This is a genomic window from Microbacterium sp., from assembly GCF_047606385.1.
GTDB lineage: Bacteria > Actinomycetota > Actinomycetes > Actinomycetales > Microbacteriaceae > Microbacterium.
The window spans coordinates 1-15,925 of record NZ_JASGEL010000008.1 but is presented as its reverse complement, the minus strand read 5'-3'; the positions used below and the strand labels follow the sequence as shown (position 1 = coordinate 15,925).

General features: G+C 69.7%; 17 protein-coding genes. 9 read left to right on the top strand and 8 right to left on the bottom strand.

What is annotated here, in order from left to right; translation table 11 throughout:
* Window positions 1-115: 115 nt before the first annotated feature.
* The 4 genes from QM626_RS00805 to dnaA all read right to left on the bottom strand — a co-directional run bounded on the left by QM626_RS00805 (window position 116) and on the right by dnaA (window position 4,789).
* A complete protein-coding gene (locus QM626_RS00805; protein ID WP_415072906.1) occupies window positions 116-598 on the bottom strand; it encodes a DUF721 domain-containing protein in 483 nt (160 codons plus the stop codon).
* Complete coding sequence (recF, locus tag QM626_RS00800; protein WP_415072904.1) at window positions 591-1,745, bottom strand: DNA replication/repair protein RecF; 1,155 nt, start codon at window positions 1,743-1,745, stop codon at window positions 591-593. The genes QM626_RS00805 and recF overlap by 8 nt, the downstream gene beginning before the upstream one ends.
* Before the next feature lie 29 nt (window positions 1,746-1,774).
* On the bottom strand, window positions 1,775-2,917 hold the full coding sequence (gene dnaN, locus QM626_RS00795; protein WP_415072902.1) for a DNA polymerase III subunit beta: 1,143 nt from the start codon (window positions 2,915-2,917) through the stop codon (window positions 1,775-1,777).
* A gap of 444 nt (window positions 2,918-3,361) precedes the next feature.
* Window positions 3,362-4,789 carry a chromosomal replication initiator protein DnaA gene (gene dnaA / locus QM626_RS00790; protein ID WP_415072900.1) on the bottom strand — a complete coding sequence of 476 codons (1,428 nt, stop codon included), beginning with the start codon at window positions 4,787-4,789 and terminating at the stop codon, window positions 3,362-3,364.
* 275 nt (window positions 4,790-5,064) lie between these two features.
* Here dnaA and rpmH point away from each other — a divergent pair, with 275 nt between their 5' ends.
* The 9 genes from rpmH to QM626_RS00745 all read left to right on the top strand — a co-directional run bounded on the left by rpmH (window position 5,065) and on the right by QM626_RS00745 (window position 10,555).
* Window positions 5,065-5,202, top strand: a complete 138-nt coding sequence (gene rpmH, locus QM626_RS00785; RefSeq protein WP_022879826.1) for a 50S ribosomal protein L34 — start codon at window positions 5,065-5,067, stop codon at window positions 5,200-5,202.
* A 4-nt stretch (window positions 5,203-5,206) separates the two neighbouring features.
* Window positions 5,207-5,542: a ribonuclease P protein component gene (gene rnpA / locus QM626_RS00780; protein WP_415072897.1), complete on the top strand. Its 336-nt coding sequence runs from the start codon at window positions 5,207-5,209 to the stop codon at window positions 5,540-5,542.
* Window positions 5,543-5,583: 41 nt separating this feature from the next.
* Window positions 5,584-5,895: a membrane protein insertion efficiency factor YidD gene (yidD, locus tag QM626_RS00775; RefSeq protein ID WP_415072895.1), complete on the top strand. Its 312-nt coding sequence runs from the start codon at window positions 5,584-5,586 to the stop codon at window positions 5,893-5,895.
* 5 nt (window positions 5,896-5,900) lie between these two features.
* Complete coding sequence (gene yidC, locus QM626_RS00770) at window positions 5,901-6,974, top strand: membrane protein insertase YidC (protein WP_415072893.1); 1,074 nt, start codon at window positions 5,901-5,903, stop codon at window positions 6,972-6,974.
* A gap of 15 nt (window positions 6,975-6,989) precedes the next feature.
* Window positions 6,990-7,487 (top strand): protein jag, encoded by a 498-nt coding sequence (locus QM626_RS00765; protein ID WP_415072891.1) that lies wholly within the window; start codon window positions 6,990-6,992, stop codon window positions 7,485-7,487.
* Window positions 7,487-8,128: a 16S rRNA (guanine(527)-N(7))-methyltransferase RsmG gene (gene rsmG / locus QM626_RS00760; protein WP_415072974.1), complete on the top strand. Its 642-nt coding sequence runs from the start codon at window positions 7,487-7,489 to the stop codon at window positions 8,126-8,128. Before QM626_RS00765 ends, rsmG begins: the two co-directional genes overlap by 1 nt.
* Before the next feature lie 112 nt (window positions 8,129-8,240).
* Window positions 8,241-9,161 (top strand): ParA family protein, encoded by a 921-nt coding sequence (locus QM626_RS00755; RefSeq protein WP_415072889.1) that lies wholly within the window; start codon window positions 8,241-8,243, stop codon window positions 9,159-9,161.
* Window positions 9,161-10,126 (top strand): ParB/RepB/Spo0J family partition protein, encoded by a 966-nt coding sequence (locus tag QM626_RS00750; protein ID WP_415072887.1) that lies wholly within the window; start codon window positions 9,161-9,163, stop codon window positions 10,124-10,126. The genes QM626_RS00755 and QM626_RS00750 overlap by 1 nt, the downstream gene beginning before the upstream one ends.
* Window positions 10,127-10,207: 81 nt before the next feature.
* Window positions 10,208-10,555, top strand: coding sequence for a tryptophan synthase subunit alpha (locus QM626_RS00745; protein ID WP_415072885.1), 348 nt, complete (start codon window positions 10,208-10,210; stop codon window positions 10,553-10,555).
* A gap of 20 nt (window positions 10,556-10,575) precedes the next feature.
* Here the strand turns inward: QM626_RS00745 and trxA are convergent, their stop codons facing one another.
* From trxA to QM626_RS00725, 4 genes are all read right to left on the bottom strand, one after another.
* Window positions 10,576-10,899, bottom strand: coding sequence for a thioredoxin (trxA, locus tag QM626_RS00740; RefSeq protein WP_415072883.1), 324 nt, complete (start codon window positions 10,897-10,899; stop codon window positions 10,576-10,578).
* Window positions 10,900-10,963: 64 nt separating this feature from the next.
* Window positions 10,964-11,941 (bottom strand): thioredoxin-disulfide reductase, encoded by a 978-nt coding sequence (trxB, locus tag QM626_RS00735; protein ID WP_415072881.1) that lies wholly within the window; start codon window positions 11,939-11,941, stop codon window positions 10,964-10,966.
* A gap of 67 nt (window positions 11,942-12,008) precedes the next feature.
* A complete protein-coding gene (murJ, locus tag QM626_RS00730; RefSeq protein WP_415072879.1) occupies window positions 12,009-13,610 on the bottom strand; it encodes a murein biosynthesis integral membrane protein MurJ in 1,602 nt (533 codons plus the stop codon).
* A complete protein-coding gene (locus QM626_RS00725) occupies window positions 13,607-15,733 on the bottom strand; it encodes a DUF6049 family protein (RefSeq protein ID WP_415072877.1) in 2,127 nt (708 codons plus the stop codon). Before QM626_RS00725 ends, murJ begins: the two co-directional genes overlap by 4 nt.
* Between the last annotated feature and the right edge of the window lie 192 nt (window positions 15,734-15,925).

Below are 15,925 nucleotides of genomic sequence, written 5' to 3'. Positions count from 1 at the left end.
TCGAGCGCTCCGGTGATGTAGACGGGGTACATCGATCCTATCGAATCGCGACCGTCAGCGGGGCTGTATGGCCGTGTGGCGTCACGAAATCCGCCGCCCCATCTACGGAGATGTCTCAGCCGTAGGTATCCCGCGGACCCCGCCCTGGAACGGCTCTCGGCCCCTTTTTCCAGGAGGGGACGTCCGGGCCGATGAATCGCACGTCCTCCACGCCCGCCTCCGGGAACCGCTCGCCGATGCGCGTGACGATCTGGGCGCGCATCAGCCGCAGCTGCTTGGCCCACGCCGTGGAGTCGCACGCGACCGTGAGGATGCCGCGCTCCAGGCCGGTCGGGCGCGTGTGCGCCGCGGTCCCCTCGCCGGCCACCTCGCCCCACTGCCGGATGAGGTCCTCGCGGGAGAGCTCCGGCTCCCACCCCGCCTGCGCGGTCCAGCCGATGAGCACGTCGCCCAGGCCCTGCGGGTCCCGACCGGGCGTGAACGGTGCGTTCTCGTCGTCCTCGACGCGACGTCGGCGGCGCTTCCCCCGTCCGGTGGGCTCGAGGCCGCGCAGGCGCAGATAGATCGCGACCGTCTCCGGAACCTCGGGGTCAGTCATCCTCGACGCTCCGGATCACGCCCGCCTCGATCCGAACCGTCCGCCCTCGCAGCGCGTCCGGCACATCGGCCTCGACCGCCGCGGTCACGATGACCTGCTCGTAGCCGGCGACGAGATCACCGAGCCGGGCGCGCCGGTCGGCGTCGAGCTCGGCGAACACGTCGTCGAGGATCACGACCGGGTCGCCGATCGGCGAGTCCGCCCGGAGCATCTCGGCGGAGGCGAGCCGCAGCGCGAGAGCGACAGACCACGACTCGCCGTGGGAGGCGTAGCCCCTCACCGGAAGTCCCCGGATGCGCAGCAGCAGGTCGTCGCGATGCGGCCCGACAAGGGTGAGTCCCCGGTCGAGCTCGGCGGAGCGCCGGGCTCCGAGCGCGGCGCGGAAGAGCTCTTCGGTGGAACCGGCGGTCGCGGCAGCGGCCGTCGCGGCATCCTCGTCGGGGTCGAAACCGCGGATCGAGTTCGCCCATTCGAGCTCGGGACGATGATCTGCGCCGGCGATCTGCGCATAGGCGGTGATCGCCGGCGGGGTGAGGACCGCCGTCAGGGCCGCACGGGCGTCGATGATCTGGGCGCCGAGCGCGACGAGCTTGTCGTCCCACACGTCGAGCGTCGACAGTGCGTCGCCGCGGATGCCGCGCGCCCGGGCCGACTTCAGGAGGGCGCCCCGCTGCTTGAGGACGCGATCGTAGTCGGCGAGCACGGCCGCCATGCGGGGGCTGCGCTGGACCAGGAGCTGGTCGACGAACCGCCGACGCGCGGACGGGTCGCCGCGGACGATCTGCAGGTCCTCCGGCGCGAACAGGACGACCTGCGCGTAGCGCGGCAGCTCGGCGGTGCGCACCGGGGAGCCGCCGATACGCGCCTTGTTCGACCCCTGCTTGGAGATCTGGAGCTCGAGCGTCACGCGCCGCCCGCCGTGGGCGAGCCGTGCGCGCACGAACGCGGCATCCGCACCGGCCCGCACGAGCGGGGCGTCCGCGGACACCCGGTGCGAGCCGAGCGTGGCGAGGTAGGCGATCGCCTCGGCGAGATTCGTCTTGCCCTGCCCGTTGCGGCCCACGAACAGGTTCGTCCCCGCCGTGAGGGCGATGTCGGCGCTCGTGTAGTTGCGGAAGTCGGCGAGACTCAGCTGCTCCACGATCACCGGGGAAGCCTACCCACGGGCGACGACGTTCAGCGCAGCAGCAGGTTCGGCTGCAGCAGGTACTTGAACGTGTCCTCGCCGCCCCGCTCGACGGAGGTCTGCGGCGTGACCAGGATCGGGCTCAGCTTGTTCGCGTTGTCGCTCGAGGTGAACGTCACACGGGTGAACTCGCTGCGCACGGCCGTGAGGGCCTCCAGCAGGTACTGCGGGTTGAGGCCGAGGGTCACCTCGTCGCCGGTCAGGGTCGCATCGACGGACTCGGTCGCGCGCGCCTGCTCGGTGCCGGACGCCTCCATGGCCACCCCGTCGGGACCGAAGGTGAACCGCAGCGGCGCGGAGCGGTCGAGAACGAGCGCGACGCGACGAACCGCCTCGGTCAGCTCACCGGTGTTCACGACCGCGTAGTGGTCGGTCTGATCCGGGAACAGCCGTCGCACCGGCGGGAAGTTGCCCTTGATCAGCAGCGAGGTGACCGTCTTGTTGCCGGAGCTGAACGCGATGATCTCGCGATCGCCGGAGCCCGAGAACGCGATCTGGATGTTCTCGCCGTGGGCGAAGGTCTTGCCGACCTCCTGCAGCGTGCGCGCCGGCACGAGGGCGGTCGCGTCCTCGATCGCTCCGTCGGCGTCCCATGGCACGTCGCGCAGCGCCACGCGGTAGCGGTCGGTGGCGACCAGGCTCAGCCGGGTGCCCGAGACCTCGAGCTGCACGCCGGTGAGCACCGGGGTGACGTCGTCGCGGGATGCCGCGAACGCGACCTGCGCGATCGCGGTGGCGAAGACCTCGGCCGGCACGAGCCCCGACTCTCCCGAGACCTCGGGGATCGCCGGATATTCCTGCACCGGCATCGATGCGAGGGTGAATCGGGCGGAGCCGCAGGTGAGAACGATGCCGTCGTCGTCGACGGCGATCTCGACCGGCGCGTTCGGGAGCCGGCTGGCGATGTCGGACAGGAGCCGGCCGTGCACCAGGATCGTGCCCGGCTCGTCGATGGTCGCCTCGATCGTGGTGCGTGCGGACGCCTCGTAGTCGAACGCCGAGAGCGAGAGCCCGGCATCCGAGGCGTCGATCAGGACACCGGCGAGGATCGGCTGCGGATTGCGCTGCGGCAGAAGCTTGACGACGAACGACACCGCTTCGCTGAACACATCGCGGTTGACCTGGAATCTCACGGACGCTCCCTCGTCATCGAACTTGATCTCCCATGCTAGTGGCGCCGCGGCATGCGTCGAAGCGCACCCCGTCATGGGCCTCGACGCCGGTCGGGGTGATCGGATGACCCTCTTCGGAATAGGTATCTGTCATATTCATCACCGTTGTGGACAGTGTGGATAAGTCGGTGGATCGTGCTGAGGCCATGGGAACTACATCCTTGTGAGATGTGGACCGGCTGCGGACAGCCGCGATGCCGTCGACGTGCAGGTCTGCGGGCGTCGACGGGCTCTTCCACAGGGCGTCACCGCCTGTTCACATCGTGAGGTCGACGATCCCCAGTTATCCACATCTTTTCCACACTGTGCAGAAGCAGATGATGACGATCTCTTGCCGATCTGTCAACAGCGCCGACGCAGAAGCCGGTTATGTTGCGTCGGCCCGGGGGCGAGTGCGCGCCCGACTCAGCGGCCGGCGCGGCCGAGCAGCGACGTGATCTCGGTGACCTGGTTGTAGATCGACCGGCGTTCCTTCATGAGATCGCTGATCTTGCGCGTGGCATACATGACGGTGGTGTGATCCCGGCCGCCGAAGAGCTGGCCGATCTTCGGCAGGGACAGGTTCGTGCGCTCCCGGCACAGGTACATGGCGATCTGGCGCGCCGTGGCGACGGCTTGCGACCTGCTGGAGCCGTAGAGATCGTCGACCGAGAGCTTGAAGTACTGCGCGGTCGCGGTGATGATGTCGGTCGGCGAGATGACGTTCGCATCGTTCTGGTCGACGATGTCGCGCAGCACGGTCTGCGCGAGGGAGATGTCGAGCGCCGAACGGTTCAGGCTCGCGAACGCGGAGACCCGGATGAGCGCGCCCTCGAGCTCACGGATGTTGCTGGAGACGACGGTGGCGATGTACTCCAGCACCTCGTCCGGGATCTGCAGCCGCTCGTTCTGCGCCTTCTTGCGCAGGATCGCGATGCGCGTCTCCAGGTCGGGCGCCTGCACATCGGTGATGAGGCCCCACTCGAAGCGGCTGCGCATGCGGTCCTCGAAGCCGGTGAGGTGCTTCGGCGGCACGTCGCTGGTGATCACCACCTGCTTGTCGTGGTCGTGCAGCGTGTTGAAGGTGTGGAAGAAGGCCTCTTGCGTCTCTGCCCGGCCCTGCAGGAACTGGATGTCGTCGATCAGCAGGATGTCGACCTCGCGGTAGCGGGCCTGGAAGGCCGCTCCGCGGTTGTTCGCGATCGAGTTGATGAAGTCGTTCGTGAACTCCTCGCTGGAGACGTAGCGCACTCGCACGCCGGGATACATCGTCAGGGCGTAGTCGCCGATCGCATGGAGCAGATGCGTCTTGCCGAGGCCCGAGTCGCCGTAGACGAACAACGGGTTGTACGCCTTCGCGGGCGCCTCGGCGACCGCGACCGCCGCGGCATGGGCGAAGCGATTGGACTGACCGATGACGAATCGTTCGAAGGTGTACTTCGGGTTCAGCCGGGTGTCGGCGCGAGGCGGGGCGGATGTCGTCGCCGCCGGCCGCGTGACGGCCTCGGGCTCTGCGTCCGGGGCGCCGTCGCGCGGATCGTCGGAGACCGCCGCCGGTTCCGGCACGACCGGCGTCTGATCGGCGAGCTCGGGCTCGACGATCACCCGGAACGCGGTCACCGACTCGTCGCCGCTCCGGGCGATCGCCTCGAGGATGGGCATCCGGAGTCGCTTGTTCAGCTGCGCGAGGGTCAGCTCGTTCGGAACGTCCAGATACAGCGTGCCGGCCATGACCCCGCGTGGGACCGCGAGGTTGAGGAAGCCCTGCATCTGCGGGGAGACGCGGTCGTCCGTCGCGAGGATGCGCAGGACGGCCGACCACACCGCGACCTCCGATGCGTCCTGCACTGACATGCGCCCCCTGATCGTCGTGCGTCGAGGCTTTGTGAGAACCTGTGGATAACTGACTGTGCCACGCTAGTCAGGCGGGGGCGCGAGGGCAAACCGCATCCGGGCTCGTCGCGTGTCGGTGCACCGGTGTCGACGATGCGCGTGGATAATTGCTCTTTCGTCTCGGTTTGAGTTCTCTGCGCCGACGTCGTAGCCTTAATCGGTTGACTTCTGCCTTCCCGGCAGTCCCTTCCCGCCCCGGCCGAGCGTTCCGGTGGCATCCGATCCGGAGTGATCCCATGAGCAAGCGCACGTTCCAGCCCAACAACCGCCGTCGTGCCAAGAAGCACGGCTTCCGCGCCCGCATGCGCACCCGTGCGGGGCGTGCCATCCTGTCGGCACGCCGCGCCAAGGGCCGCACCGAGCTCTCGGCCTGACCGAGTGCTCCCGCGCGCGAACCGACTGACTGACGGCGCCGAGTACAAGGCCGTCGTCCGTCGCGGCGCGCGATGCTCCGGTCCGCATGCGATCACCTACGTCGTCGCGCCCGCGCAGTCGGGCGCGACGCGTTTCGGTTTCATCGTCAGCAAGCAGGTCGGCGGCGCGGTCGTGCGCAACACCGTGCGGCGACGGCTCAAAGCGATCTGCGCACAGGAGATGCCGCGCGTGGCCGCCGGATCCCGGATCGTGATCCGCGCGCTGCCGGCAGCGGCGTCCGCGGACTTCGGCGTGCTGCGTGCCGAGATCGGTCGATGCCTGGAACGGCGGGCGGCATGAGCTCGGCGACGTTGCCGGCGTCCGCTCGAGGCGAGGCGAGGATGGATGCGGCGCAGTGGCTGCGGTCCGTGCCGTTGCTGCCGCGCAACATGCTGCTGATGATTCTCCACGGTTATCGCGCGACCATCTCCCACGCCTATGGCGACGTGTGTCGCTACTACCCGTCGTGTTCCGCCTACGCGGTCGGCGCGGTGCAGCAGCACGGTGCCGTGAAGGGCGCGGCGCTGGCCGCCGCGCGCATCGGGCGTTGTCATCCCTGGGCTGCGGGTGGCGTGGACGACCCGCCGCCGCATCCGGATTTCGCCCATGATCTCACCCGGCACGGGTTCGTCGTGCCCTCCCGAAAGGACTGATCCCGTTGGATCTTCTCGGCACGGTTCTGTGGCCGCTGAAATGGCTCGTCGAGCTCGTTCTCGTCGCATGGCACGCGATCTGGAGCTTCGTCGGACTCGACCCGGCCTCCGGCCTGACGTGGGTGCTGTCGATCATCGGTCTGGTGATCGTGGTGCGCGCAGCACTCATCCCGCTGTTCGTCAAGCAGATCAAGAGCCAGCGGAAGATGATGGAGATCGCGCCGCAGCTGCGCAAGATCCAGGAGAAGTACAAGGGCAAGAAGGATCAGCTCTCGCGCGAGGCCATGAGTCGCGAGACGATGGCGCTGTACAAGAAGAACGGCACGTCTCCGGTCTCCGGGTGTCTGCCGCTGCTCGTGCAGATGCCGATCTTCTTCTCGTTGTACTCGGTGCTGCACGATGTGGCCTCTCATGCGCAGAGCGGGATCGGCGGCGTCGGTCCGCTCACCGTCGAGCTGACGACGCAGTTCAACGACGCGAAGCTCTTCGGCGTCGCGTCCCTGCATGAGACGCTCGCCGACTCGGTGCAGAACCAGCAGGACGGCTGGCAGGCGACGGTCACGATCCTCGTCATCCTCGTCGTCCTGATGATCGGCTCGCAGTTCTTCACGCAGCTCCAGATCATCTCGAAGAACCTGTCGCCGGAGGCCAAGACCGGCCAGGCGTATCAGATGCAGCGGATCATGATGTTCATCATCCCGCTCGGCATGATCTTCTCCGGCGTCTTCTTCCCGCTCGGCGTCGTCGTCTACTGGTTCATCAGCAACCTGTGGACCATGGTCCAGCAGTTCATGGTCATCCGGAACATGCCGACTCCCGGCTCCGAGGCGGCCAAGATCCGTGAGGAGCGGCTGGCCCGGCGCGGCAAGGCGATCGATTCGAACGGGCGCATCGTCACCATGGAGAAGTACAACGCGGAGCAGCAGCGGATGCTGGCGGACGCCGAGCGGTTGCGCGAGGCTGCCCCCAAGCGTCAGCAGCCGGTCAGCAAGCAGCGTGCCAAGAAGCAGGCCGCCAAGCAGACCGGTCAGCAGCCGAAGACCGACGGGGTGAAAGACTCCCCCGCAGCCGATTCCTGAGCGGGGAGACCACCCATGAGCACCGAGACCGAACATCCCGCTGAGCAGTCGCTGTCCGAGCTGGAGGGCGAGGGCGACGCTGCAGCCGACTTCCTCGAAGGGCTGCTGGACATCGCCGACATCGACGGTGACCTCGACCTCGACGTCCGCAACGGCCGCGCCTACGTCTCGGTACAGTCCGACGGCGCGAATCCGTCATTGGACCGGCTGGCCGACCCGGACACCGTCACGGCGCTGCAGGAGCTCACCCGCCTGGCGGTGCAGAGCCGCACCGGTCACTACTCACGCCTGATCCTGGACATCGGCGGCTCGCGCGATGCGCGTCGCCGCGAGCTCGAGATCCTCGTCGATCGGGCGGTCGCCCGTCTCGACGAGGGAGCATCCCAGGCGTCGTTGCCGTCGATGTCGAGCTACGAGCGCAAGCTCGTCCACGACATCGTCGCCGACCGCGGTCTCGTGTCGGAGTCGTACGGCGAAGGGCCCCAGCGGCACACGGTGATCCGTCGCTCGTGATGGATGTTTCACGTGAAACATCGGTCGAGCCGGAGCCGGCTGCCGCGGCACGGATCTTCGGGGATCGACTGGACCTCGCCCGTGCCTTCACCGCGAACCTGGCGCGGGAGGGTGAGCTCCGCGGTCTGATCGGACCACAGGAGCTGCCGCGTCTCTGGTCCCGGCACGTCCTGAACAGCGCGGTCGTCGCGCCGTTGTTCGGCGGTCGCGCCGCCGATGTCGGATCCGGCGCGGGGCTGCCCGGTCTGGTGTGCGCCATCGCCGCGCCGGACGTCGAGTGGACGCTGATCGAGCCGATGGAGCGCCGGGTGGCCTGGCTCGAGGAGCAGGTCGCCGAGCTCGCGATCGACAACGTGCGCGTCGTGCGGGCACGCAGCGAGGAGTGGGCCGGCGGCGCGGTCTTCGACGCGGTCACGGCGCGAGCGGTCTCGGCACTGCGGACGCTCATCCCGCTGACCGCTCCCCTGGTGCGTGACGGCGGCGAGCTCATCCTGCTGAAGGGCGCGAACGTGGAGGCGGAGATCGGGAAGGCGGCCACGCAGATGAAGGGCGCCCGTCTCAGCGACGTGCGCGTCGAGCTCGTCGGCGCGGACTGGCTGGGCGAGCCGACGCGGGTCCTGCGCGCGAGGGTGCGCGCGTGATGTTTCACGTGAAACATCGCCGCGATCGCGTGCGTCCCGCATTCGACGACTCGCGCCGCGTAGGTACAGTGGATGCGGTGTCCGACCGCAGTCGAGAGGTGTTGTGTTTCACGTGAAACATTCCGAGGAGCAGTCGGCGGCATCCATCGACGACACCCCCCTGGCCCGCGAGCTCGCCGATCTGAGCGCGCGCCGGCGCGCGCTGGCGGACGTCTCGGTCGTGCTGCCCACGTCGCCGCGGGTGATGACCGTGTCGAACCAGAAGGGCGGTGTCGGCAAGACGACCACGACCGTCAACCTGGCCGCCGCCCTCGCCTCGGTCGGAGCGCGCGTGCTGGTCATCGATCTCGACCCGCAGGGGAACGCCTCGACCGCACTCGGCGTCCCGCACACCGCGGACGTGCCGAGCGTCTACGACGTCCTCATCGACGAGGTCCCGCTGGCGGATGTCGTGCAGACCAGCCCGGAGTCGGCGCTGCTGACGTGTGCGCCGAGCACGATCCACCTCGCCGGCGCCGAGATCGAGCTCGTCTCGCAGGTGGCGCGCGAGCATCGCCTCGCCAGGGCGCTCGAGGAGTACCTGCGCACCGCGTCGGAGCCGCCGCACGTCGTGCTCGTCGACTGCCCGCCATCGCTCGGGCTGCTCACCATCAATGCGTTCACGGCGGCGGCGGAAGTGCTGATCCCGATCCAGTGCGAGTATTACGCACTCGAGGGTCTCAGCCAGCTGCTCGGCAGCGTGCAGATGATCCAGAAGCATCTGAATCCGCCGTTGCGCGTCTCCACGATCCTGCTCACGATGTACGACGGTCGCACGCGACTCGCGCAGCAGGTCGCGGATGAGGTGCGGAACCACTTCCGCGACGAGGTGCTCAGCACCGTCATCCCGCGGTCCGTGCGGGTCTCCGAGGCTCCGAGCTTCGGGCAGACCGTCATCGCCTACGACGGCAACTCGGCGGGCGCGATCGCTTACCGGGAAGCCGCGGTCGAACTGTTGGCCCGTGATGCGGCGGGCGAGGGAGAGGAATCCTGATGGCCAAGAGGACTGGACTCGGACGAGGGATCGGCGCGCTCATCCCGACGGCGGCGACGGAGTCGCGCCCCGTCGACGTGTTCTTCCCCGGCACGACGGATGCCGGCGATGCTCCGGCCGACACGACTCCCGCCGAGGCGGCACCTGCCGATGATCTGCTGGTCGTGCCGGGGGCTCGTCTGATCGAGGTCGACCCGCGTCTGGTCGTGCCCAACCCCAAGCAGCCGCGCAGCGTGTTCGACGAGGACGACCTCGCCGAGCTCGTGCACAGCGTGCGGGAGTTCGGCGTGCTGCAGCCCATCGTGGTGCGTGCGCGTGAAGACGGCGTGTACGAGCTCATCATGGGCGAGCGGCGTACGCGCGCGGCTCGGGAGGCCGGTCTGGAGAAGATCCCCGCGATCGTGCGGGACACCGCCGACGAGGACCTGCTGCGCGATGCCCTGCTCGAGAACCTGCACCGCTCACAGCTGAACCCGCTGGAAGAGGCGTCGGCGTACCAGCAGCTCCTCGAGGACTTCGGCATCACGCAGGACGAGCTCTCCACCCGCATCGGCCGGTCGCGCCCGCAGATCTCGAACACCATCCGGTTGCTGCGGCTGCCGGTGCCGGTGCAGCAGCGCGTCGCGTCGGGCGTGCTCAGCGCCGGTCACGCCCGGGCGATCCTGTCCGTGGCGGACGCCGACGCGATGCAGCGCCTGGCCGACAAGATCGTGAACGAGGACCTGTCGGTCCGCGCAGCCGAGGCGGCGGCGAAGGGCGTACCGGCGCCGAAGCGGCCCGCGCCCAAGGCGGGCGCCCGGCGGGCTCACCTCGACGAGGTCGCCGATCGCCTGGGAGATCGCCTCGACACCCGCGTCCGAATCACCCTCGGAGCACGAAAAGGCCAGATCAACATAGATTTCGCGACGATCCAGGATCTCAACCGAATCCTCACGGTCCTGGGCGAGGACTCCCTCGGCCGGTGACCCGAAGATCCGAAGGACCTTCGCTCCAGACGGTGCCACCGCTGCGGCGGCGGGGAGTCCGCTGACGCGTAGGCTGGGAGGGTGAGCCACCCCGACCCCTCCCCGCGCCGCCGCGCGAGCCTGGAGCTGTTGCGGGCCGAGGCGAGCGACGAGCTGTCGGCACTGATCGCCGAGCGACTGCGCGCCGGCGAGGACCCCTGGGAGTTCATGGAGGATCTGCCCACGGTCGACGAGCTCGTGGTGTTCCTGCTGCGCGCCGAGAACATCGCCGAGTCCGGCGGGGTCAAGCCGACCGAGGCGCGCCATTACCGGGTGCTCCGCCAGATCGCGTTGGACTACCCCCCGCTCACACGCGCGGTGTGGCGGCTGTTGGGAAGGACCAACACGAGCCGTCGGTGGGACGCGACGGTGCGCACCGAGGCATCCTGAGCCGGGACGCGGAGGGGTCTTCAGCCGAGGTACGGCGCGAGGTCCTGCTCCAGCGCGAACTTCGGCTTGGCGCCGACGATCGTCGTCTTGACCTCGCCGCCCTGGAACACCTTCATCGCGGGGATGGAGGTGATCTGGTACTTCATCGCGAGGTCGGGGTTCTCGTCGACGTTGAGCTTCAGGATCGTGATCTTGCCGGTGTTCTCGGCTTGGATCTCGTCGAGGACGGGCGCGACCATGCGGCACGGCCCGCACCACGCGGCCCAGAAGTCGACGAGGACGGGCCCGTCGGCTTCCAGCACGTCCTCGGTCCAGGTGCGGGAACTGGTGGCCTTCGCGGTCATGGGGTCTCCTTCGGTGGAAGTCGTATGGATGCACAAACGCGGCGGGATGCGGCGTTGTTCCCGGTCAGAGCGCGGGCAGGCCTTCGATCTGGTCCGCCGTGGCATCCGGCTCGCCGGCCTCGCCGAGGGCGGCGAGATAGTGCTCGACGTCGAGTGCCGCCACCGTGCCGCTGCCGGCGGCGGTGACCGCCTGGCGGTAGATGGGGTCGATCACATCGCCGGCGGCGAAGACGCCCGGGACCGACGTGCGCGAGGAGCGGCCGTCCACCCACACCGTGCCGGCGCTGGTGGTCTCGAGCACCCCGGTCACGAGACGCGTGCGCGGGTCGTTGCCGATCGCGACGAAGACGCCCTCCAGCGCCAGCTCCCGCCGGCTGCCGTCCACGGTGTCCTCCAGCACCACACCGGTCACCGCGTCCTGACCGAGGATGTCGGCCACCGCGCTGTTCCAGACGAACTCGATCTTCTCGTTCGCGAACGCACGCTCCTGCATGATCTTCGACGCGCGCAGCTCGTCTCGGCGGTGGATGACGTACACCTTCGACGCGAACTTGGTGAGGAATGTCGCCTCCTCCAGCGCGGAGTCGCCGCCGCCGACGACCGCGATCACGCGCTCGCGGAAGAAGAAGCCGTCGCAGGTGGCGCAGTACGAGACGCCGCGGCCGGACAGCCGCGACTCGCCGTCGAGCCCGAGCTTTCGAGGGGCGGAGCCGGTCGCGTAGATGAGGGCGTCGGCCTCGTACTCCTTGCCGCTGCCGAGCACGACCTTCTTGACCATCCCGCCCAGGTCGACGCCCACGACGTCGTCGTAGACGATCTCGGCCCCGAACCTCTCGGCCTGCTCCTGCATCTTCGTCATGAGCTCGGGACCCTGGATGCCCTCGGGGAAGCCGGGGAAGTTCTCGACCTCGGTGGTGTTCATCAGCTCGCCGCCCGCTTCGACCGAGCTGGCGATCACGAGCGGGGCGAGGCCGCCACGGGCCGCGTAGATGGCGGCGGTGTATCCGGCCGGCCCGGAACCGACGATGATCAGCTTGCGCACGTATGTCTCCTTGTCCGAGGTGCTCAACACATGGTAGCCGTGGGTCATTCCACGGCGGTGTCCCCGGTTACCGGCGTATGAGAACCCGGCGCACCATCGCGATCGCCGGGCCCACCTCCGGCGCGCGGAACAGCACCAGGACGCCGAGATACACGACTCCCACGACGGCGCCGATCACGGCGGTGCCGGCCGCTCCGTAGACCTTGTCCGACACGGTCCAGCCGGACTCGCCCCCCAGCAGCAGGAAGGTCAGCCAGCCGGCGGCGGCGGCGGGGACCGCGGCGCCGACGAAGCGGGCGAGCGAGCGCATCCACGCCCCCGCCCGGATGCCGCCGATGCGGCGGCTGAGCAGGATCGACGCGATGATCAGCTGCGCCAGGCTCGCCAGCGACTGCCCGAGCGCGATGCCCGCCGCGAGCCACTCGAGCGGCAGGGTCATGGCGGCGGCGACGGCGGTTCCGACCACCAGGGCGCCCTGGATCAGGGTGAAGACGAAGGGTGTGCGCGTGTCGTCGTAGGCGTAGAAGGTGCGCTGCACGATGAAGATGGCGGCCAACGGCACGAGGCCGACGAGATAGGCCAGCAGCACCGGGGCGGCGGCGGCGGCATCCTGGGCGGAGTTGACGAACACGCGCGTGGCGGGCACCGCGGCGACCGCCAGGGCGGCCGTGGCCACGACGACGAACAGGCCCATGATGCGGATGCTGGCCAGGATGTCGTCCCGGACGGCATCCGTCCGTCGCGCCGCGGCGTGCTCGCTGAGCTGGGTGAAGTAGGGCGTGCCGATGGAGAGGACGATGACCGAGTACGGCAGCATGAACACGAGCCAGGCGTTCTGCATCACCGCGACGGCGGGACCCTGACCGGAGGCTGCGCCTACCAGGAGCGTCTGCACGTACCCGGCCACCTGGCCGACGATGACCATGAGCGCGGTCCAGCCGGCGAGGCGCGCCATGCTGCGGAAGCCGAGCCCTCGCCAGTGGAAGTCGGGGCGCAGCCGCAGCCCGGTGCGACGCCAGAACAGCAGGAGCACGACCGCCTGCAGCATGATGCCCGCGGTGGCGGTGCCGCCGAGGGCGGCGATCATGCCCGGCGTCCATTCGGAGACGGCGGTCAGGTCGGAGCCGAAGACCAGCATGAGGCCGATGAATCCGAGGATCGAGACGATGTTGTTGACCACCGGGGCCCAGGTGAACGGACCGAACACGCGGCGGGCGTTGAGCGCCTCGCCGAGCAGCGCGTACAACCCGTAGAAGAACAGCTGCGGCAGGCACCAGTAGGCGAAGGCGGTGGCGAGCGCCTGCTGCTCAGGAGTGAACTTCGCGCCGTACAGGGCGATCAGCAGCGGCGCGCACACGGTCGCCACGAGCGTCACGACCAGCAGCACGACCGTGCCGGCCGTGAACAGTGCCGACAGGAACCGCCTGCCGCCGTCGGACCGCGCCGACTCGCGCACGATCTGCGGCACGATCACCGCGGTGAGCACCCCCGCCGAGATGACCGCATAGATGTTGTTCGGCAGCTGATTGGCCAGCATGAACGCGTCCGCCACACGCGACAGGTTCGAGCCGATGACCGCCACCAGCACGATGGAGCGGATCAGTCCGGTCAGCCGCGAGACGAGCGTGCCCGCGCCCAGCAGCACGCTGGCGCGTGCGAGCCCGCTCATGCGTCCGCCTTCCTCGCCGCGGCGCGCCGGCGCCGGCGCACCGTGCGGATGATGCCGATCGTCAGGAACGCGCCGACGAGCACCACCAGGATGGCGACGCCGACGTTCTCCCAGTCGGCGCGCACGTTCACGTCGACGACCTGCGGGCCGCCGATCGGCTCCATGGTGGGGCTGCGCAGCGTCAGGGTGATGCTCACCTCGCCGTTGGCGATGCGCGCGCGCACCGGCACCTCGACCGGCGTGTTGCTCGCTGCGTCGGCGGAGGCGGCGGCCGCGGTGACGTCGGTCTGGTGGTCGACGGTGAGCCGCAGATCGTCCGGCGACGCGAACAGGGTCACGTGGACGGCGTACGGCAGGGCGTTGTGGATCCAGAACTTGAGGTTGGTGCCCGCGGTGAGCAGGTTGATGGAGGTCGGCGGCACGATCGACACCGACGCCAGCGTGTCCGCGGTCTGGGCCGCGTGGTCGGTCAGAGCCTGCTGCCAGTCGGCGGACCGGGTCAGCCAGGCCGCGCCGAGCAGCTGCAGGATCTCGGCGTCCTCCGCCGCGGTCAGCAGCGCGGGATCGTCCAGGATCGTGGCGAAGCGGGCGATGCTGTCGGCGCCGGACTCGAGCGCCGCGAGTGCATCGGTGCGGGTCTGGTCGACGGTCTCGTCGACCAGCGACAGCGTGCTCTGCGCGGCCGCCGTGAGGGCGTCCAGGCCGGCGGCCGTGACCCCCGTGGCGTCGGTGACGGCGGTGATCGCGGCGCGCAGGCTCGTCTCGGACACGCTGGCGCTGCGGTCGACGGCGACCAGCAGCGGAGTGCCGGCGGCGTCGGCCGAGGCGAAGGCGAGATAGGCGGACGCCGTGGCCAGCGCCGCGCTGCGAGCGGTGGCGTCCGTCATGTTCGCAGCGGTGCCGAGCGCCGTGGAGACGGCAGCGTCGTACACGAGTATGCCGCTGCCGGCATCCGTCCTCCCGCTCGCGGCGACGGTCGCGCCGCCGGCCCCCGCCGTCGTCGCGGTCGAGGCCACCAGAGTCACCGCGCCCGGCGTCGCGGCCGCCAGCGTGTCCACGATCGACGTGGACGTCGTGCCCGTGGGGGGCCAGTATGCGTCCGCCGTGCTCGCCCCGATCCCGAGGAGGGTCGTCAGATCGGGGACCGTGCTCTCGGTGCCGGTCGTCGCCGTCGCACTCGGGGTGGGCTCCGGCTCGGCGGGGAAATCCGTCTCGTCGATGTAGGACACGAGGGAGGTGGGCTGCAACGGCGAGGTCAGCCCCGCGGCGAGCTGCGTCGACACGTCGGCATCCCCGAACTGCAACGCGAAGCGGGTGTTCGGCAACTCCTCCAGCCGCGTCAGCCAGTCCTGTGCGGTCGTGGGCGCCGCGGTGCCGAGCACGCGGATGGATGCCGGGATGGCCGGGTCGACGGCGAGGATCGCGGAGGTGCCGGTGACGGCGTCGAGCTGCTGCGTCAAGGCACCGTCCTCGGCGGTGAGGGTGCTCAGCTCGTCGGTGGTGAGCAGGCCGGTCGACAGCGCACCCGCGGTGATCGGGACCACCACGCCCACGGTCGCGCTCTCGCCGCTCGGGACGACGATCACGCTGCGGGCCGTCACGGTGTCGATCGTGACCCATAGCGGATAGACGCCCGCGGCACGCGAGGTCAGCGCCTCCGCGTCGCCGGCGACCAGGAAGCTCGCGGCCGCGCTGGCGCCGCCGGCGATGGTGCCCAGCTCCGCGGTCGCGACCGCGGTCCCCGCCGGGGCGTCGCCGCCGTCGAGCCAGGACGCCAGGTCGGCACGGCCGGCGAGCGCCTGGTCGGCCAGCATGAGGGTGACGGTGCCCGCCGAGACGGCGTCCGCCGTGCCGTTGTCGACGGCCAGCGTCGCCGGCAGGGTGTCGCCGGCGGCGACCTCGCCGTCGCCGAGAGCGGCCAGCGTCGCGGTGAGCTCGCCGCTCGCGGTCGGCGTGGGCGTCGGTGTCGCCGCGGCGGCCGGGAGCGCCCCGACGACGAGGACGAGCATCGCGATGAGCATGCCCACGAGGACAGCTCGCCGACGGCGCGTCGCGGTCATGCCCGCGTGGGCGAAGGGGACGGTCATGTTCTCGGGGCGGGCGGGCCGTCTCGGACCACGCATCCGGGGAGATTCTACGGGGCGCACCTGCGTGGACACGGTTGAATTGGGTCGGTGGACCTGGATGCTGCGCCCGACGTTGCCGACGATCTTCGCGCCGCCGGGTACACGGTCGCCGGACTCGCGCGCCTCTGGGGTGCGGCGGCGGATGCGGCGGTGCGCGGCGGCGACGGCGCGCCGGCCCGATGGGCGATC